Consider the following 18,972-nt stretch of genomic DNA (forward strand, 5'->3'; position numbering starts at 1 on the left):
ATGTCGCGGCCCGTCGGTTCAAGCCGGAGGCGCCGTCCGGGCCGGCCGGTCAGCTCGCCGCCAGGCCGTCGGCGATCTCCTCCCGCACGGGATCCTTGCCCTTGATGTCGGCCACCGCGCGCTCGATGGTCTCACGATAGCGCACCAGCGGCGGCCGCACGCCGTGGGTCAGCAGCGACCGCCGCACCGTCGGCGAGGCGCCTGTGATGAACAGAAGGATGCCCTGGCGCTTGGCCTTGGCGGCCACCCGGCTCATGGCGTTGGCCGCGGTCGAGTCCAGGAACGGCACGGCCGCGAAATCGACCACGAAGGCCTTGCGGCGATCGGCGATCGAATCCAGCACCGTGCCGACGGTGGAGGCGGCACCGAAGAAGAATGCGCCGGTGATGCGATAGACGAGCACGTCCTTGTCGGCGCTGAGCTTGGGATTGTAGGGCACGCGCGCGCCGTCCTCGAAGTCGGCGCGATCCTCGGGCACCAGCGGCGATCCGTCCTCGACGCCGGTCATCTGCGCCATGCGGTTGATGAAGAGCACCGCGCCGAGCGCGAAGCCGACCAGGATGCCCTCGGTGAGATCGCGGAAGATCGTGAGCCCGAAGGTCGCAAGCAGCACGGTCGCATCGCCCCATGACGAGCGGATCAGCGTGGCGAACTCGTGCTTCTCGGCCATGTTCCAGGCCACCACGACGAGCACCGCCGCGAGCGCCGACAGCGGGATGTAGCTCGCCAGCGGCGCCGCGATCAGCATGAAGACGAGCAAAAAGAGCGAGTGCAGCATGCCCGACACCGGGCCGCGCGCACCGGCGCGGACATTGGTGGCGGTGCGCGCGATCGTACCGGTCACGCAGATGCCGCCGAACAGCGCCGAGCCGATATTGGCGAAGCCCTGCGCGACCAGCTCGCAATTCGAGCGATGCCGCCGCCCTGTCATGCCGTCGGCGACGACGGCCGAGAGCAGCGACTCGATCGCACCAAGCAGCGCAAACGCGATCGCGTCGGGGAACACCGCCTGAATCTTGGCGAGGGAAAACGCCGGCAGCGCCGGCGCCGGCAGCTCGCGCGGGATGCCGCCGAATTTGGTGCCGATGGTTTCGACCGGCAGATTGAACGCCCACGTGACGACGCCCGCGATGGCCACGGCGATGAGGATGCCGGGCCACGTCGGACGCAGCCGCTTGAGCCCGACAATGATCAGGATCGCGGATGCCGCGAGCAGCACGGCGGAGCTGTTGGCCGTCGGCGCGTCATGCGCAAGCGCGAGCAGCTTCGGGATCAGTTCACCGGGCTCCTTGGCCGCAAGCGTGATGCCGAACAGGTCCTTCAGCTGGCTCGCGAAGATGATGACGGCGATGCCGGCCGTGAAGCCGACCGTCACCGGATAGGGAATGAACTTGATGTAGGTGCCGAGCCGCAGGTACCCGGCAATCACCAGCATCACGCCGGACATCATGGTCGCGAGCAGCAGGCCATCGAGGCCTTGGCGATCGACCGTCGCCGCCACCAGCACGATGAAGGCGCCGGCGGGGCCGCCGATCTGAAACCGGCTGCCGCCGAGCAGCGAGATCAGGAAACCGCCGACGACCGCGGTGTAGAGGCCGCGGCCGGGCGCGACGCCGGAGGCGATCGCGATCGCCATCGACAGCGGCAGCGCGACGATCGCGACCGTCAGGCCCGCGAGCGCATCGGCGCGGAAGTCGGCAAGGCCATAGCCTTCGCGCAGGACGGTGAGAAGTTTGGGAGAGTAGAGTTCGGCGAAGGTCGGCTGGTGCTGTCCGACCCGCCGCTGCGCGCCGTGCTCGCTTGCGATGCTCATGCCCCTCACGCTCCCGTCGCGTCAGCAGGGCGCCCTGCCCTGCGATGCGCCTTGCACGGAGGCCTCAGCAACCGCCGTGCCGCGCGATGGGTCTAGCTCGCGCCATCGCGCGCAGTGTCAGTTTGACGACCCAAACGATTGGGCGGCCCGGGCTCCTTCAGGCGAACGCCACGCCCGCCATCCTCGCTGCGGGCATGCTCCCCGATGAGATCCACGCCCGCACGATTGAGCGCATCGACGACCTTGGTCAGCGAGTCCACGACGCCGCGAACGTTGCCTGTGGAGGCTTCCATCCGCTGGATCGTCGGCAGCGACACGCCGGCCAGCTCGGCCAAGGTTTTCTGATCTATCCCGAGCAGCGCACGCGCAGCCCGCATCTGGAACGACGTGATCACGATGGCCTCACGTAACACACACCATAATTGACGCATGAGACAAATACAATGATGTAAAATACATCATCCAGAGCCGATGGCAAGCGACCGCCTCGGTACCAAACCAGACTGCTTGCGATAGTCGCGCCCCACCGTCAGGCGGGCATCACCTTGGGAAATTCCAGCTGAACCGTCGTTCCCGAGCCGGAGCTCGTGGTGAGCTTGCCGTGCATTTGCGCCGCGAGCCCCTCGCAGATCCGCAAGCCCAGGCTGTCGACCTTGCCGGGCTCGACACCGGGACTGAGGCCCTTGCCATTGTCCGAAATCGTGAGGCCGTAGCGCGCCGCATCGAGCGGCCTCAAGCTGACCATGATCGTGCCGGCCTGCTCCGGCCCGAAGGCGTGCTTCACCGCGTTGGTGACGAGCTCGACGACCAGCAGCGACAGCGCGGTCAGGCGCGTCAGATCCAGCTCGGCGGGCGCGAAATCGACCACGCAGGCCACGTCGCGCGCTCCGCTCGATTGCAGCACGTCGTTGCAGATCGTCTGGAGGTAGGGCCCGATCTCCAGGTTCATGCGGCTCGGGTCATGCAGCATGCGATGGACGCGCGAGATCGTCTCGAGCCGCGTCTGCGCCTCGCTGAGGATCGCAGCGGCACGCGACGGATCTGCGGCCGCCTGTCGCTTCTGCATCATCAGCAATCCGGAGATGAACTGGATGTTGTTGGCGACGCGGTGCTGCAACTCCTGAAACAGCACGCGTTCATTCTGATAGAGGCGCTCCGACACCGCGCGTTCCTGGCGAAGATGCCGCGCGGCTTCGTGCATGAGGTGGATCAGCGTGATGTCGACGGCGACGATGATGGCGTAGAAGCCGATCGCGAGCGCGCTTTGGTATCCAGTCGCGGGCATGAAAAAGTACCATGCCATGGCGCCGCACAGCGCCGCCGATACGACGCCGGGCCCGACTCCGCAGAAGAAGGTCGTCAGAATGACCGCCGGGAAGAATGTCAAATAGGGGAAGCCATCCGGCAGCGTGTCGACCAGAGCCAGGCGAAGCGCGAAGGCCGCCAGGGCGCCACACACCGCGATCACGTAGCCAGGCAGAGCATGCCCGCGGAGTTTCTCCGTCGCCTCGGCGGCGCGCAAGTAGAACGGGGCTGACAAGCGCTTCTGGATCACGGGACTTGGCTAAGCTGATGAGACTGGCGCGGCCCGGCGAGGCCTCCCTCCGGCGAGGAGCCGGCAACAGAGCACGTGGGCAGCAGCGGATCGAGGCCTTCGGGACGATGACGAAATAGCAGGTCCGGGAACCGTATGGCGTTATCATAACACCATATTGGAACCCGAATGGTGCACAAGTGAACATTGTCCCCCGAACGGTCGTTCGTGCACGACGGTGCGGCCGACAGCATCGGTCAGACGCCGGACGGACAGTGCCGGCCTCATCATCGATCGGACACGCGGCTTCCGCAGATCGACCGCGTGGATCCCGATCCCAGGCTTGCGGCCGTGCAAACCCATTCGGCTGCGCCGGCGTGAAGGCCCGGCGTCGTGCTCGGCTTGTCCTGCGAGATGACGTACCAGGTCGCAGGCGAGATTCCGGCCACGACATAGTTCGGATTGGTCAGCGTCCCCGCGACGGACAGCGTGTAGCTGCCGACCGGCGTCTGAGACGTGATGCCGAAGCTGTTCGACAGGCCTGTCAGCGCGCTCACGGTGTCGCCGTTCTGAAGACCCGTGGCGGCGATCCCGGGATTGAACGATGTCTCGCCATAGAGGGAGGCTCCGCCGAGCGCCCGGACCATGACGGGCGCGGGAGCGACCGTCAGTGTCGCAGGACCGCCAAAGCCGAACGCGTAGCCGGCCGCTGAGACGAGCGAGCCCTGAGCGATGTTGACGGCGTAGGGCCCGCCGGCGACGCTGGCCGTCGCGGCCGCTCCGCTGGAGGTCAGCAAGGGGCTGCCGCCGAACACCGTTGCGGCGGTGTCTGCGAGGAACGCATGGGCGACGCCGGGCTGATATCCGGACACGGCATAGCTCGTCGCAAGCGTCGACGTCGCATCGGTGCCGTATGTCTTGGCGAGGCTGGTTGGCGTGAATGTCAGCGCCGGCTGCGTCGCGAACAGATAGCGGTTGCCGGCGGCGGCGATGCTGCCCGGCGGGCGGCTGGCATAGGTCGCGTTCCAAAGCGCGGTATTGCCGCTGTCGAGACCGCCGAAACTGTCGGAGCCCGGCGCACTGGAATAGATCAGCCATCGGCCCGAGGTCGCGGCAACGGCGCCCGCGCCAGCGTTGTTGATGAACGCATTGGCCGCCGCCAGCACCGGGCTGGCGCCACTCAGCGAGGCTCCGCTGGCCAGGGTGAGATCGTGGCCGCTGATCAGCAGCATTGCATTGCCCGAGGGATGAGAGCTGGAGACGGCTGCGCTGCCGACATTGAGATCGAACCCGCTTGCTGTCGTCACCACGACCGGACCGGAGGAGGACAACGGACCGAGCGACAACGCATGCGCATCGTTGAACGTCAACGCGCCGATTGTGCCCGACGCGGTCAGCGTGCCCACGGCATTGTTGCCGGAGAGATTGACGGTGCCGGCGCCGCTGTCCGACAGCGTCGCGGCGGTCACGACGCCGGCGCCGGAGAGCGTCGCGCCGGAGGCCACGCTGGTCGTCGCAATTCCCGCGCCCACGTTCCAGGAGCCTGACAGGTCGAGGGTGCCGCCGTTCACCGTGGTCGGACCCGTATAGGTGTTGGCACCAGATAGGGTCAACGTGCCCGAGCCAGACTTGGCCAGCGCGCCGCTGCCGCCAAGACTGGAGCCGATCGTGATCGCATAGCCGCCATCGTTGATGAATGCACCGCCGGCCTGCACCACGGTCGACGTCAATCCCGTCATGAACGATGGGCTGCTCGCCGTGGCCTGCAGCCACCCGCCATTGAAGTTGAAGGACGCGCTCGCACCCGAGTTCTTCACGACCGACGGCGTCAGGATGGTGCCGCCATTCAGATTGACCGTGCCGATTCCTTCAGGCCCGGCGCCGCCGCTGATGCCGAGGCCGCCCGCCAGACTGGCGATGCCGCTGCCGGAGACATTGAGCGTTCCGGTCCCCTGCTCACCGACGATCAGTTGAGAGCCCGTGCCCGTTTGATTGAACTGGCCGCCGCTGAGATTGTAGACGCCGCTGCTGCCGACGCGACGGCCGACGATGGCCCACCACCCGGCATTGATCGTGCCGCCGCTCTGGTTGAGCGTTCCCGCGCCATAGCCACCGACGTTGAAAATGCCGTTTGTCACCACAGCCGTCCCGCCGGACAGGTTGTAGGTGCCCATGCCGCCAACGGCCGAGCCGATGCCGAAGTTGGGGTCGTTGAGGGCCGTTGTGGTGAGCGTCCCGGCCGACTGGTTGACCGTGCCGATCGCACCATTGGCATTGCCGATGTAGACGTTGTTGGCAGTCAGGTTGGCACTGATCTGGGCCAGGCTTGCCTTGTCCGCCGACGCGGCGCCGACCACGAGATCGCCTGTGAGCGCGGTCGATCCGGAATTCACCACCAGCGTCGCGCCCGAAGCACCGCCGCCGACCAGGATGGATCCCATCGCCGAGGAGCCGGACGGGCTGAGCGCGAGCGTGCCGGCATTGACAGTGGTGGTGCCTGTCAGCGCATTGGCACCGGAGAGCGTGATGGTGCCGGTCCCCGCTTTCGTGATGCTGGCGCTTGACCAACTGTCGGCAATGACGCCACTGAAGGTGCTGGAGCCATTCGCCGCTCCGATGGTGATCGCGTTGTAGCCGGATCCCGACCAACCGGACTTGATCGTGCCGGCCCCCGAGATCCGGTCAACGATCACGTTGGCTTCGACACCGTCGAAGGTCGCACCCGCGGCGACGTTGAGGCTGGAAAGATTACCCGTCCACACGTCGTGTTGGTAGTGGCCCCCGACCAGCTTGCCAGCTTGAACGTCAATCAACCCGGCGCTCGACAGGCCCCAGGTGAAGGTGGCGCTCGACGAGGTGCCTGCGAACGCCACGGTGTTCGTGCCGGTCTTCTGCAGCGTTCCTGCACCACTGATCGAGGAAGCAGCGGTGGGATTGAACGTGTAGTCGAACGACGAATTACCTACCTGAAGCGTGGCGCCGGATGCGACCGTGAATGCGGAGGACGATGTCGTGTTACTCAGGGCAAGCGTGCCGCTGTTGACCGTCGTCGCGCCGGTGTAGGTGTTCGCGCCGGAGAGCGTGATGGTCCCGGTGCCCAGCTTGGTGATGGCGGCGTTGCCCCAACGGTTGGAAATGACGCCATTGAACGTGCTGGAGCCATTTGCTGCACCGATGGTCATCCCGCTGTAGATGGGGGCTCCCCAGCCGGATGTGATCGAACCAGAGCCAGTAATCCGGTCGAGGACCAGGTTTGCCTCGACGCCATCGAACACCGCGCCAGAGGCCACGTTAAGGCTGGAGAGATTGCCAGTCCAAATGTCGTGCTGGTAGTTGCCCCCGACCAGTTTTCCGGCCTGGACGTCGATCAACCCGCCGCTCGACAGGCCCCACGTGAAGGTGGCGCTCGCCGAGGTGCCCGCAAACGTCACGATGTTCGTGCCAATCTTCTGCAGCGTTCCGGCCCCGCTGATCGCGGAAGCAGTGGTGGGATTGAAGGTATAGTCGAACGAGGAATTGCCCACCTGAAGCGTAGCGCCGGACGCGACCGTGAATGCTGAGGACGCTGTCGTGTTGCTCTGAGCGAGCGTGCCGCTATTCACCGTCGTGGTGCCCGTATAGGTATTGGCGCCCGCCAGGATGAGACTTCCCGGGCCGTCCTTTGTGAGGGAGTAGCCACCGGACACGGCACCTGAAATCGTGGCCGCATCAGAGCCGTTGGGAGTGGATATCGTGCTGTTCCCCGTAAGTGGCAGCGGGGTGGTCAGCGTCCCCGTGCCGGAAAGTCCGAGCGTGCCGTTGAGGAGGACGCCGGTGATGCCCACTTGCGAGCCCGCCCCCAGCGTCCACGTCCATCCCGTCATGTTCGAGTTCCAGCCATTGCCGTTGCTCGCGAGCGAAACATTGGCGTTCGCCAGCGTCGTCAGGTTGAAAGCGCCGTTGCTCGCTGACCAGGCATCGCTCCATCCGGGACTGTTGATGTTCCAGTTCTGCGTCCCTCCCAGCGTCAGCGTGTTGCCCTGTGGCGAAAAGCGTACGTCGCCGCCCGACTCCGCTATGTTGACCGTCAAGCCACCGGTCGCAGCGTTGATTGCGGCGTTGCCCGTGACGATGAAGGCGCGGCGGTAGCCGGCCGTACCGGAGCCGCTCGCATTGAGCGTGACCGCGCCATTGGTCGTGACGTTCGCCCCCGAGGCGAGCTGGACGCCCCAGCTGTGCGTGCCGGAAGCGGAGCCATTGAGCGCGAGCGAACCTCCGGACGCGCTCAGCGTCGCATTTCCGGTCAATACGAGCCCGGCGGCGTCGCCACCGCCGGCGTAATAGCCATAGAGCGTTCCATTGCCACCGACCGTTCCAGCCACGGTCGTCACGCCGGCGGTTGGATTGCTGACGGCTGCATTGTTCGACAGCGACAAGGTCGCGCCGCTGGCAACGGTAACACCCGTGGTGCTGGCCTGATCGTGGGTGAAGCCGAGCGTGCCGGCATTGATCGTCGTCGCGCCCGTGTAGGAGTTCGTGCCGGACAGCGTCAGCGTGCCAGGTCCGTTGTAGACGAGGCTGCCGGAGCCGGAGATGGCGCCCGAATAGGTGCTTGAGCTGCCGGCGGCGGTGTTGAGGGTGAGCATGCCCGAATTGGCGAGAGATGCCGCGCCGGAGATGCCGGCGCTGCCGTTCGCTGTCAGCGTCAATCCGCTGGACGCGCCGGAGTTGGTAACGCCGGCATTAAGGATGATCCCACCAGCCGCATTCAAGGTCAGCAGCGTATTGGCAACCCACGACAACGAGCTGTTGAGCGTGATGTCGCCAGCCTCGGCGCCGGACGATCCCGTCGACACCGTCACATTGGCGCTGGCGAGCGCGTTCTGCAGCGTGGTCACGTTGATGATCGAGCCGCTGCCGGTCGCGGCAAAGCTCGCGTCATGATTGGTGTCGCTGCCGCTCGAGATGGTGACGTTGTAGGGATCGAGCAGCAGCGTGCCGGTACGGTCGCTCTGTGCGGTGACGTCGGTCGTGCCCTGGTAGTTCAGCACGCCGTGACTTGAGGTCTCGACCGCGCCACCATTACCGGCGCCGCCGGCGGTCGCACTGATCGTGCCGCGGAAGTCCGTGAACTGATCGGACCACAGCACGATCTTGCCGCCCTCGCCCTTGCTGCCATTGGCGGAGATCGTCGCGCCCTGCGCGACCGTCGTGGTCCGGGCATTCTGAACGTCGCCGCCAACCAGCTTGGCTGCGGGATCACTGCCGCCGCGCTGGTCGCCGCCGATCAGGATCGTACCGCCGCTCGTGCCGTTGGCGCTGATCTTCGCCGTCTCGGTCAGCGCCACCTTGCTGCCGCTGACGACGATCGTGCCGCCGGCCTGGCGCCGGCCGCCATTGGCAGCCAGACGGCCGGACACCGTAACGGCGCCACCGCCGCCGCCGAGCACGATGTTGCCGGAACGGCCCGATACCGAGCGCGCGGAGATCGCGCCGGAGACGTTGACGACGTCGCGTGCCGCCTGCTGCGCCGCCGCGGCGCGAATCTCGACCCGGCCACCGGCCGCCCTGATCTTGCCGGAGACGTCGAGCAGCGCCTTGCCGTCCGCCGCCTTGGCGCCGGTCGGCAACGCGACCTGCAGGAAGCCGTCGCCGCTCGGATCGAGCGTGACCTGCTCGCCGGCGCCGAGCCCGACCTTGCCGAGCGGCACATTGATAGTGCCGCTGTTGGACACCGAGCCGCCGATCAGGCCGACATAGGATCCCGGAGCGCCGCTGATCGTGCCGGCGTTGCTGACAGCGGCCGAGGCGCCCTTGCCGGTGAAGTTGAGACGGCCGGCATTGAAATCCGCATCGCTGATGTCGAGTGTCGAGGCGACGAAGCCGCCGCCGACCTGCACCGATCCGCTCGGCGTGATCGCGATGCCGTTCGGGTTGACCAGATACACCTGGCCGTTGCCGGTGATCTTGCCGGCGATGGTCGAGGACGTGTTGCCGGTGACGCGGTTCAGGATCGCTGCATTGGCATTCGGCTGCGCGAAGTTTACGCTGGCATTGCTGCCGACCGAGAAGCTGTTCCAGTTGACGATGGCCTTCGCCGAGGTCTGGGTCACCGTCAGCGCATTGCTACTCGGGTTGGCAAAGCTCACCTGGCCGGAGGCGACCGATGCACCTTGCGGCAGCACGCTCTGCGCGCCTGCACGGGACGCCAGCACCAGGATCGACGCGGTCCCCAGCAGCATCGTCAGGACGACGCGCCGGCTCCCGTATCGTTTACCGATATTCGGCTCTCGCTCAGACACTATCATCATTGACGTGACACCCGCCAGCCGCAAAGAGGATGGTGTGCCACACTGCCCAGGTCAGCGGTCGCGCAGACCCATTTGCCTGCAGATCCGCCGCGAAGACTAGGCATCAAGTTCGGCGGCTCCGGTGGAGTGACGCGCCATGAGGCCGTAGATGTGCCGACCACGACATAGTTCGAATTCGTCAGCGTTCCCGCCACCGACAGCGTGTAGCTGCCAAGCGGCGTCCGTGGCGTGATGCCGAAGCTGTTCGACAGGCCCGTGAGCACACTCGCGCTCTCGCTGTTCTGCAGACCGGTCGCCGCAAGGCCGGGGTCGGAGGAGGGCACGCCGAACACCGACGTGCCGCCGAGCGCCCACACGATCACCGGCGCGGGGGTGACCGTCAGAGTACCGCTGCCGAAGCCAAACGCATAACCTGCGGCCGAGGCCAGCGAACCTGGGATAATGGCGATGGCATAGGGACCGCCGGCTACGCTTGCGGTCGCAGCAGCTCCGCCAGACGTCAGAGAGGGAGCTCCGCTGAACGCGATTGCAGCCGTATCACCGAGGAAGGAATTGGCGACGCCGGACTGATAGCCCGATACGCTGTAGCCGGCCGCGAGCGTTGCCGTCGCGTCGGTGCCATAGGTCTTGCTGAAGCTGTTCGGCGTGAACGTCAGCGTCGGCTGCATCGCGAACAGATAGCGGTTGCCGGAGGCCGTGACGCTGCCGGGCGGCCGGCTGGCATAGGTCGCATTCCAGATCGCGGTGTTGCCGCTGTCGAGGCCGCCGAAGCTGTCGGAGCTCGGCGTATTCGAATAGATCAGCCAGCGTCCCGATGTCGCCGCGACCGCATTCGCCCCGGCAGCGTTGATGAAAGCCATCGCGGTGGACAGAACAGGACTGACGGCGGAGACGGTCGCCCCGCTGGCCAAGGTCAGATTCCCTGAGGTCACAACAGTGGCGCTGCCGCTCGCACTGATACCACTTGTTCCCTGCACGGAGCCGATCGTCAGAGCCCGCGCGTTGAAGAAGCTCAGCGAGCCTATTGCGCCGGCGGCGAGCGTGCCCACCAGATTGTTCGCGTTCAGCGCATAGCTCGCGGTCCCCACCAGCTTCAACGCTGTCGCCGTGATTGATCCGCCGCTCTGGGTCACTGTTCCGGTTCCACTGAGCACGACAGGTGCCGTATTCGATGCGATGCTAGCTGCAAGCTTACCGCCGCCGTTGCCCGTCAACGTGAGCACGCCCGCGCCGTTGTTGGCGATCGTCGTTCCGCTGGCGGACATGTCGTAGCCAAATGCGCCACCCGAGGACGTCGCTCCCGACAACGTCAACGCGCCTGACGTCGTCACGATTGCGTTGCCGCCACCGGTCGAGAAACCGGTCCCGTTGCTGCTGGAGCCCGACACCTGGACGCCGCCGCCGGTGGTGGTCAGCGAGGCCCCGTTTCCAACCACCAGCCCGGAGCCGCTGGCGCTGTTGCCAGCGAGCGTCACGAAGCTGCCGGTCTGATTGTCGACCGTCGTGCTCGCAAGATAGACCCCCGTGCCCGTCGTCGAGGATCCCACGAGGGTCGGCGCGCCGCTGGCGATGGTGAGCGTATTGTTGCCGAGCCAATACAGGCCGGCGCCGCTTGCGGATGTGCCGGACATGTTGACGCCGCCGGACAGCGACAAGCTGGTACTGCCGTTGAACGCGATCCCGCTAAGGCTGCTGCTCGAACCGCTGAGACCGAGCGTCCCGGCACCGGAATTGACCAGGCTCGAACTGCCGCTATTGAACCAGACACCCTGATTGGTCTGCGAGGTGCCGGACCACGTGGCGTTGCCAGAGCTGCTGGAAACGGTATTCATGCCGAGGAAATAAAGTCCGACGGCGCTGTTGGAGCTGCCAGCGATGCTGATATTGCCTGAAGTGGCGACAGTTGCGTTGAGGTAGTCGAAGATCCCCTGGCCGCTGGTGCTGCTGCCGCTCAGCGAAAACGTGCCCGTGCCGTCATTGGTGAGAGACGTTGTTCCGTAGAGAAAGGCACCAGACCCCGAACTCGACGATCCCGCCAGCGTCAGGTTGCCGGCATTGTTGGTGATGGTGTTCACCCCATTCAGCACCAGCCCCGTGCCGCTGGTCGACGTGCCGGACATCGCCACGGCGCCGGAGGTGCCGATCGATCCACCCGACGTTAGATTGATGCCATCGGTCGAACTGCTCGTCCCCGACAGGGTCAGCGATCCCGAAGACGCCGTGATGGTGTCGCCGCCGACGACGACCAGTCCTAGCCCGCTGGTGCTGGTTCCGGAGAGCTGCACGGCGCCACGGCTGGTAAGGTTCGCGCCGTTCTCGACCTTCAATCCATAGCCGCTGGAGCTCGTGCCTGAGACGGCGAACCCGATCCCGGACTGATTGTCGATCGTCGCGGCGCCCTGGAAGTAGACGCCATTTCCGGAGGTCGAGGTCCCTGTGAAGGTCGGCGTGCCACTCGCGACGGTGATGGTGTTGCTGCCTTTGAACGACAGGCCATCGCCGCTGCTGGACGTGCCGATCAGCACGACCCTGCCCGCAGTTGTCAGGTCGGCGCCGGTGTTGAAACGAATGCCGCGGTTTGAGCTCGTGGTGTTGCCATTGATCTGGAGCGTGCCGGCACCGTTGTTGACCAGATTCAGGACGCCGTTGCCTTGGTCCCAGACCGCGTTGTTTCCTGTCGAACTGCCGCTGAGGGTCAGATTACCGGCATTGTCGGTGATGGTCGTGCCGTTGAGAAAAAGGCCATAGGCCGCATTCGTATTGTTGCCGGAGATCGTGACATTGCCCGAGCTGATCAGGTTGGAATTGATGGCGACGCCGTAATTCGTGGCAGCCGCGGAATTTCCGGTGATGGCGAACGAGCCTGCGCCGGAATTCGTCAGGGTGTTGGTGCCGGCAAAGAAGTAGAAGCCGATCCCCGACGTGCTGCCGCCGGTCACGGCGAGATTGCCCGTGACGTTGATGATGCTCGAGGACGTATCGGCATAGAGTCCGGTATTGGAGCCGGATGTACCGGAGAGCGAGACGGTCCCGGTGGTGGACAGTGACGCGGACGAGCCGAGATACACGCCATAGCCGGTCGTCGAGGTGCCGGACACCGAGAACGATCCCGCGCTCGACAGGCTCGTGACTCCCGCAAAGCTGAGACCGGACCCGCTCGACGATGTGCCGCCGATCGTGCTGGCGCCCGCGCCCGTCGTGACGCTGGCGCCAGTGAAGCTGACCCCGCTGCTGCTCCCGCCTGCGGTCGCCGTTGCGGTCAGCGTGCCGCCGAGATTGATCGAGCTGTTGAAGGATATCTGCGATCCCGTCAGCTGCAGGCTGCCATTGCTCGCCGTGACGCCAGCATTGAGCAGGATCGCACCGGCTGCGCTGAGCGACAGCGCGTTGCCGCTGGTCCAAGTCAGCGCATTGGCAAGCGTGATGTTGCCGCTCTGCGCACCCGAGCTGCCGGTATTGACCGTCACGTTGGCGCTCGCCAGTGCGGTCTGAAGCGTCGCGATCGAGAGGATGGAGGAGTTGCCGGTCGGCGAATAGGTGCCGCCGGAATTCGACATTGCGGTGTCGCTGCCGCTCGAGATGGTGACGTTGTAGGGATCGAGCAGCAGCGTGCCGGTAAGGCCGTTCTGCGCGGTGACGTCGGTCGTGCCCTGGTAGTTCAGCACGCCGTGACTTGAGGTCTCGACCGCGCCGCCATTACCGGCGCCGCCGGCGGTCGCACTGATCGTGCCGCGGAAGTCCGTGAACTGATCGGACCACAGCACGATCTTGCCGCCCTCGCCCTGGCTGCCATTGGCGGAGATCGTCGCGCCCTGCGCGACCGTCGTGGTCTGGGCGTTTTGGACATTGCCGCCAACAAGCTTGGCCGCGGGATCACTGCCGCCGCGCTGGTCGCCGCCGATCAGGATCGTGCCGCCGCTCGTGCCGTTGGCGCTGATCTTCGCCGTCTCGGTCAGCGCCACCTTGCTGCCGCTGACGACGATCGTGCCGCCGGCCTGGCGCCGGCCGCCATTGGCAGCCAGACGGCCGGACACCGTGACGGCACCACCGCCGCCGCCGAGCAGGATCGAGCCGGGGCGGCCGGATACCGAGCGCGCGGAGATCGCGCCGGAGACGTTGACGACGTCGCGTGCCGCCTGCTGCGCCGCCGCGGCGCGAATCTCGACCCGGCCACCGGCCGCCCTGATCTTGCCGGAGACGTCGAGCAGCGCCTTGCCGTCCGCCGCCTTGGCGCCGGTCGGGAGCGCGACCTGCAGGAAGCCGTCGCCGCTCGGATCGAGCGTGACCTGCTCGCCGGCTCCGAGCCCGACCTTGCCGAGCGGCACATTGATAGTGCCGCTGTTGGACACCGAGCCGCCGATCAGGCCGACATACGATCCCGGAGCGCCGCTGATCGTGCCGGCGTTGCTGACAGCGGCCGAGGCGCCCTTGCCGGTGAAGTTGAGATGGCCGGCATTGAAATCCGCATCGCTGATGTCGAGCGTCGAGGCGACGAAGCCGCCGACCTGCACCGATCCGCTCGGCGTGATCGCGATGCCGTTCGGGTTGACCAGATACACCTGGCCGTTGCCGGTGATCTTGCCGGCGATGGTCGAGGACGTGTTGCCGGTGACGCGGTTCAGGATCGCTGCATCGGCATTCGGCTGCGCGAAGTTCACGCTGGCATTGCTGCCGACCGAGAAGCTGTTCCAGTTGACGATGGCCTTCGCCGAGGTCTGGTTTACCGTCAGCGCATTGCTACTCGGGTTGGCAAAGCTCACCTGACCGGAGGCGACCGACGCACCTTGCGGCAGCACGCTCTGCGCGCCTGCCCGCGATGCCAGCACCAGCAGGGAGGTCGTGCCCCACAACAGGGCCAGGCTGACATGACGCCTGATCCCGGCTTGCGATACCAGTGTCCTACACGCGCTCGTCATCGATACTCAACCAATCGCGCTACGATGCTCGAAGCCGCGCTTCTGCGTCGTCGCGCGCGCGGCCGCCCGGATTGGAACCGGTTCGAACTGACATTTGATGAAATGTTTCGCCATTTCGGCAGCCTTCGCGTTAACGAAGGGGTCACCATGTGAGAGGGGCGGGCGGGGAGCGCGCGGAAATCAGAACGACACGTTCAGCAATACCGTCCCCCGCCATCCTGCCCTGACGCCACCGAGATCGGTAAAGCCGCGGGCGACCTCCAATGAGAGGTTCGCGGCTGTCCAGCCGGTCACCGCTCCGACACCGCTGCGAATGCCGAGGCCCACGGACTCCGCGTTGAAGACGGGTTGCTCCGCAGCGGTTGCGTTGACGATCCAGCCCCGGCCATACGCACCGAACAGATACGGAGACAGACTCATATTCATCGCGCCGGCTGGAAGCGCGAACGAGCGTGACAGCTCGCCCCGCACAGTGACGCCTTGGTCGGCCGTGAACGTTCCCGTCGAGAAGGCGGTCAACGCATCGGTGCCATCCAGAGCGATCTGCTCCGGCCGCAACAGCGGCCGGTTCTGCGAGTACTGGCCAGCCATCAGCACGTCGAGTTGCAGCCCGCCTGCCAGCGGCTGCGTCAGCCGCGCGTTGGCCGACCATTTGACGAATTGCGAGCTCGCGCCCTGTCGCGACAACGGAACGCCGGACGCGTCGACGTCGAGCGGCCCGCGGCCCGCAAGTCCGAACGAGCCTTGTGCGCCGAGTTGCAGTCCGGCGCCCCATGGCAGCGTCGTCGCGTAATCAGGACCGAGGCGCAACGCACTGTAATGATCGTGATTCAGCGTGACACCGAACTCCGGGGCGTCCGACTTTTGGTCGATCAGTTCGAGCGCAGCGTTCGCATATAGCGAGCTGCTGCGCGTGAGCTGAAGCGGATCGCGGAATCGCACTGAATAACGTTCGAACGTGCCGTATGTCGCCGGGACATTCGCCGTGGCCGCAGTTCGCGTGATCGACCTCGTATATTCCGGATTGAAGGTGAGGCCATTGTTACCGAGAGGAACCACCACGCCCGCGCCGTAGAGCAGCAGCGGAGGACGGCCCGCAACGAAATCATTGGGGTTCGTGCCGGAGCCGACCGAGGCATAGAACTGCTCGCCCCAGCCGAGCGCGCTGTTCACCGTGACCGCGTTCCGCGCCTGCCAGAACCCGAGCGATTTGGACAGGCGGTTGTCGCCGCCGGTGGAGATCGCCACGACATGATGCTCGCCGTCCAGGATCAGGCCGACGCCTCCCTCCGCGACGCCGCGAGCCAGCGTACTCCTCAATCGCACACCGGGCACCTCGCCCGCGATCAGCAATGCGTTCTCGATCTGCTCCTGCGTGACATGACGACGGCCGACCAGCGTGGCGGTCCGTCTGCGGACCACCTCACGCACTTGCGCCGGCAAGGCCGACACGTCGACCCGTTCGACGAAGCCGTCGATCACGACCAGTCGCAGCGGACCATGGTCGACCAGTCGCTGCGGCGGCACCACCACGCGGACCAGCGGAAATCCCGCCCGGACATAGGCCTGTTCGAGTTCTGCGGCCGCCGCATAAATGGCCTCGACGCTGACACGCTTGCCCGCAAGCGCGGCCACGAGTGTCTCGGCGGCGCTCGCGAGCTCCGCGAATCCGTCCTCGATGCGCACCGCGCCGACCAGCACCGTCAGCTCACGCGCGCCGGCCGGCGCGTTCGGAGCGGACGAACGCGGCGTGACGATCACGGCGCCCGCGGGAGGCTGCGGCGGACGCAGGCTGGGCGGTGTCACCTGGCTTGGGGCGACGGCCTGGGCGTGCACATCCGAGGTCGCCGCGGTCATCATGACGATCGCAGCACCAACGTAGAAGACGGCGTTGCGCCACCACCGACACATCCGTTAAGGGCCCAAGGGAAACTGGAACAGGGGCATCGCGTCGCTGCAATGCCGGCAACATCTCGGGACCTTCGAGTTCCATGGTTAATGGGTGTTTAATTCGTGCGGAGCGGCAAGCCTGCGGTAACCACATCACGGCTTCGCAGGCGACATCGACGCGGGTTCCAACTCACTCGGATTGCTGATCATTCCGAGGCAATGCGGAGTGCTGCTCAGCACGCTCCCGTACAACTACGGCACCGTATCTGACCGGAGAAGCGATCGTTCGATCAGGCCAGACGTGATGAGCATGCGGTCCCGAACGCCATGCGCTTGCGCGCGAGACATCGGCCCGCCAGTCCTCTCGTGGAGGTGGGCGGGCCGGCCCTGCTGCGGCGACGCGATCTACGCCGCGTCGCGGTGCGAGGCGATGATGTGGTCGGCGGCGCGGCCCGTCACCTCGGCCATATGGTCGAAGGTCCGGGTGAAGCTGCCGGCGCCTGCGGTGGCTGAGCGCAGCTCGACGATCAGTTCGCCGATCTCGGCTTCCGGCATCATTGCGCGGACGCAATCCCAGCCCGGCCAGCCGTCGCGGGTGTCGAACGATAGGATCTGGCCGCGCCGCGCCGCCAGGATCGCGTTGATCCTGGCGGTCGCGTCCGTCGGACAAACGATCTCCACGGTGTGGATCGGCTCCAGCAGCACCGGCGCACATTGCGGCAGTCCCTCGCCGACGCCCGCCCGCGCCGCTGTGCGGAAGGCGAGGTCGGACGAATCCACGCTGTGATACGAGCCGTCAGTGAGCGTAACCTCGACATCGATTACCGGAAAGCCGAGCGGCCCCCGCGCCAGCGCGTCGACGACGCCCTCCTCCACCGCCGGGATGTAGTTGCGCGGCACGGCGCCGCCGACCACCTTCTCGGCAAAGCGGAAGCCTTCACCGCGCGGCAGAGGTCTGATGTCGAGCACGACGTCGCCGAACTGGCCGTGGCCGCCGGACTGCTTCTTGTGCCGGCCGCGCTGCGTGATCGATTTGCGGATGGTCTCCTGATAGCCGATCGCCGGCGCATGCGATTTGACATTGACCCCGAAGCGGTCGCGCAGGCGCTCCAGGGCGACGCGCAGATGCATCTCGCCCTGTCCCCACAGCACGGTATCGTGCGTCCGCTGGTTCTGCACCATCGTCAGCGACGGATCTTCCTCGTTCAGCCGCAGCAGCGCCTGGCCGAGCTTGACGTCATCCTTGCGGTCGACGGCGGCGATCGAGAGCGCCAGCACCGGCGGACACGGAGCAATCTTCGCGAGCGCCGGAGGCGCGGCCTTGCCGGTGGCGATGGTATCGCCGGTCTTGACGGTATCGAGCTTGCCGAGCGCGATCGTGTCGCCAGCTTCCGCTGCCGCACGCTTGCTGTCATAGGCGCCGGTCGCGGCGAGGATGCCGGAGACGCGCGCCGCCTCGCCGGAGGCGGCATGCAACGTGGCGCCGTCGTCGAGATGTCCCGCCAGCACGCGCGTCAGCGACAGCTTGCCGCCATGCTGCAGATGCAGCGTCTTGAAGACGTAGCCGAGCGCCTCCTTGCTCGCTTTCACGCCGAGCCGCTGCGCGGTCTCGGCAATACCGGGCGCCTCGTGGCGCAGCGCCTTCATCAGTCGGAGCACGCCGTTCTCGCGCAAGGCGGAGCCGAGCAGCACCGGGCAGATCAGGCCCTCGCGCAATTCGCGGGCGAGATCATCGAACACGGCGTCGCGCGGCGGCGGGATGTCCTCGAGCAGTTGCTCCATCAGCGCGTCGTCGTGATCGGCAAGCTTCTCCAGCATCGAGAAGCGCGCCTCCTTCTCACGGTCGAGATCGCCGCCTTCGAGCGCGATCACCTCCGATGCCTTGTGCTCGCGATAGATGAAGGCGCGCTCCAGCGCGAGATCGACGAAGCCCTCGATCAGTTCGCCATGCCAGATCGGAATCTGCCGCAGCACCAGCGGTACGCGCGAGGCCGGCTGCAAGGTGGCGAGCGTTTCCCTGATCCGCGCATTGGCGCGATCGATCTTGTTGAGAAACAGGAAGCGCGGAATGCGCAGTTCCTCCAACTCGCGCAGGATGATCTGCAATTGCGGCAGCTTCTTCTCGTCCGCCTCGCAGACCACGATCGCGGCGTCCACGGCGGGCAACGCGGCGCGCATGTCGTGCGCGAACTCGATCGAGCCGGGGCAGTCGAGGAAAGTATAGCTGTCGCCCATGAAGGTCGTGGTCGCCGCCGTCATCGCGACGCTCATTTTGTGATGGCGCGCCTCCGGGCTGGCATCGCCGACGCAGGTGCCGGCATCGACGCTGCCGGCGCGCGGGATCGCGCCCGTCCGCGCCAGGATCGCTTCCAACAGAGTGGTCTTACCGCTTTGGAAAGGGCCCACCAGCGCGATGCACCGTGGACCTCGGGGACTTCTCAGGTCTTGTCCCATTCGCCGCCTCCTGTTTCTGGAGCTCGGCCCGTGATTGGGTCGGCAAAGCCGAATGCTCTGCCTCGTCTGCCGCTT

Annotated in this window: 7 protein-coding genes; all 7 read right to left on the reverse strand. The window is 66.1% G+C overall.

The genetic code is table 11. From position 1 onward, the window contains the following. Positions 1 to 49 precede the first annotated feature (49 nt). Complete coding sequence (locus BRADO_RS27735; protein WP_012029517.1) at positions 50 to 1,813, reverse strand: SulP family inorganic anion transporter; 1,764 nt, start codon at positions 1,811 to 1,813, stop codon at positions 50 to 52. A gap of 92 nt (positions 1,814 to 1,905) precedes the next feature. Continuing rightward, positions 1,906 to 2,208, reverse strand: a complete 303-nt coding sequence (locus BRADO_RS27740) for a helix-turn-helix domain-containing protein (RefSeq protein ID WP_041757770.1) — start codon at positions 2,206 to 2,208, stop codon at positions 1,906 to 1,908. A 134-nt stretch (positions 2,209 to 2,342) separates the two neighbouring features. Continuing rightward, positions 2,343 to 3,368 (reverse strand): histidine kinase dimerization/phosphoacceptor domain -containing protein, encoded by a 1,026-nt coding sequence (locus BRADO_RS27745; RefSeq protein ID WP_041757029.1) that lies wholly within the window; start codon positions 3,366 to 3,368, stop codon positions 2,343 to 2,345. A 266-nt stretch (positions 3,369 to 3,634) separates the two neighbouring features. After that, positions 3,635 to 9,568 (reverse strand): autotransporter-associated beta strand repeat-containing protein, encoded by a 5,934-nt coding sequence (locus BRADO_RS27750; RefSeq protein WP_050781049.1) that lies wholly within the window; start codon positions 9,566 to 9,568, stop codon positions 3,635 to 3,637. A 65-nt stretch (positions 9,569 to 9,633) separates the two neighbouring features. Next, positions 9,634 to 14,553, reverse strand: a complete 4,920-nt coding sequence (locus BRADO_RS27755; protein WP_012029522.1) for a filamentous hemagglutinin N-terminal domain-containing protein — start codon at positions 14,551 to 14,553, stop codon at positions 9,634 to 9,636. A gap of 180 nt (positions 14,554 to 14,733) precedes the next feature. Beyond that, positions 14,734 to 16,413, reverse strand: coding sequence for a ShlB/FhaC/HecB family hemolysin secretion/activation protein (locus BRADO_RS27760; protein ID WP_041757031.1), 1,680 nt, complete (start codon positions 16,411 to 16,413; stop codon positions 14,734 to 14,736). 435 nt (positions 16,414 to 16,848) lie between these two features. After that, the gene (locus tag BRADO_RS27765) at positions 16,849 to 18,897 is read right to left on the reverse strand and encodes an elongation factor G (RefSeq protein WP_012029524.1); all 2,049 of its coding nucleotides are present in this window, start codon (positions 18,895 to 18,897) and stop codon (positions 16,849 to 16,851) included. Positions 18,898 to 18,972: the final 75 nt, after the last annotated feature.

It is taken from the genome of Bradyrhizobium sp. ORS 278 (genome assembly GCF_000026145.1).
GTDB lineage: Bacteria > Pseudomonadota > Alphaproteobacteria > Rhizobiales > Xanthobacteraceae > Bradyrhizobium.

Bases quoted from the DNA above. Each gene is read 5' to 3' on its own strand.
- BRADO_RS27735 (WP_012029517.1), bottom strand. From the start codon at position 1,813: ATGAGCATCGCAAGCGAGCACGGCGCGCAGCGGCGGGTCGGACAGCAC.
- BRADO_RS27750 (WP_050781049.1), bottom strand. From the start codon at position 9,568: ATGCTGCTGGGGACCGCGTCGATCCTGGTGCTGGCGTCCCGTGCAGGC.
- BRADO_RS27760 (WP_041757031.1), bottom strand. From the start codon at position 16,413: ATGATGACCGCGGCGACCTCGGATGTGCACGCCCAGGCCGTCGCCCCA.
- BRADO_RS27765 (WP_012029524.1), bottom strand. From the start codon at position 18,897: ATGGGACAAGACCTGAGAAGTCCCCGAGGTCCACGGTGCATCGCGCTG.
- BRADO_RS27755 (WP_012029522.1), bottom strand. From the start codon at position 14,553: ATGACGAGCGCGTGTAGGACACTGGTATCGCAAGCCGGGATCAGGCGT.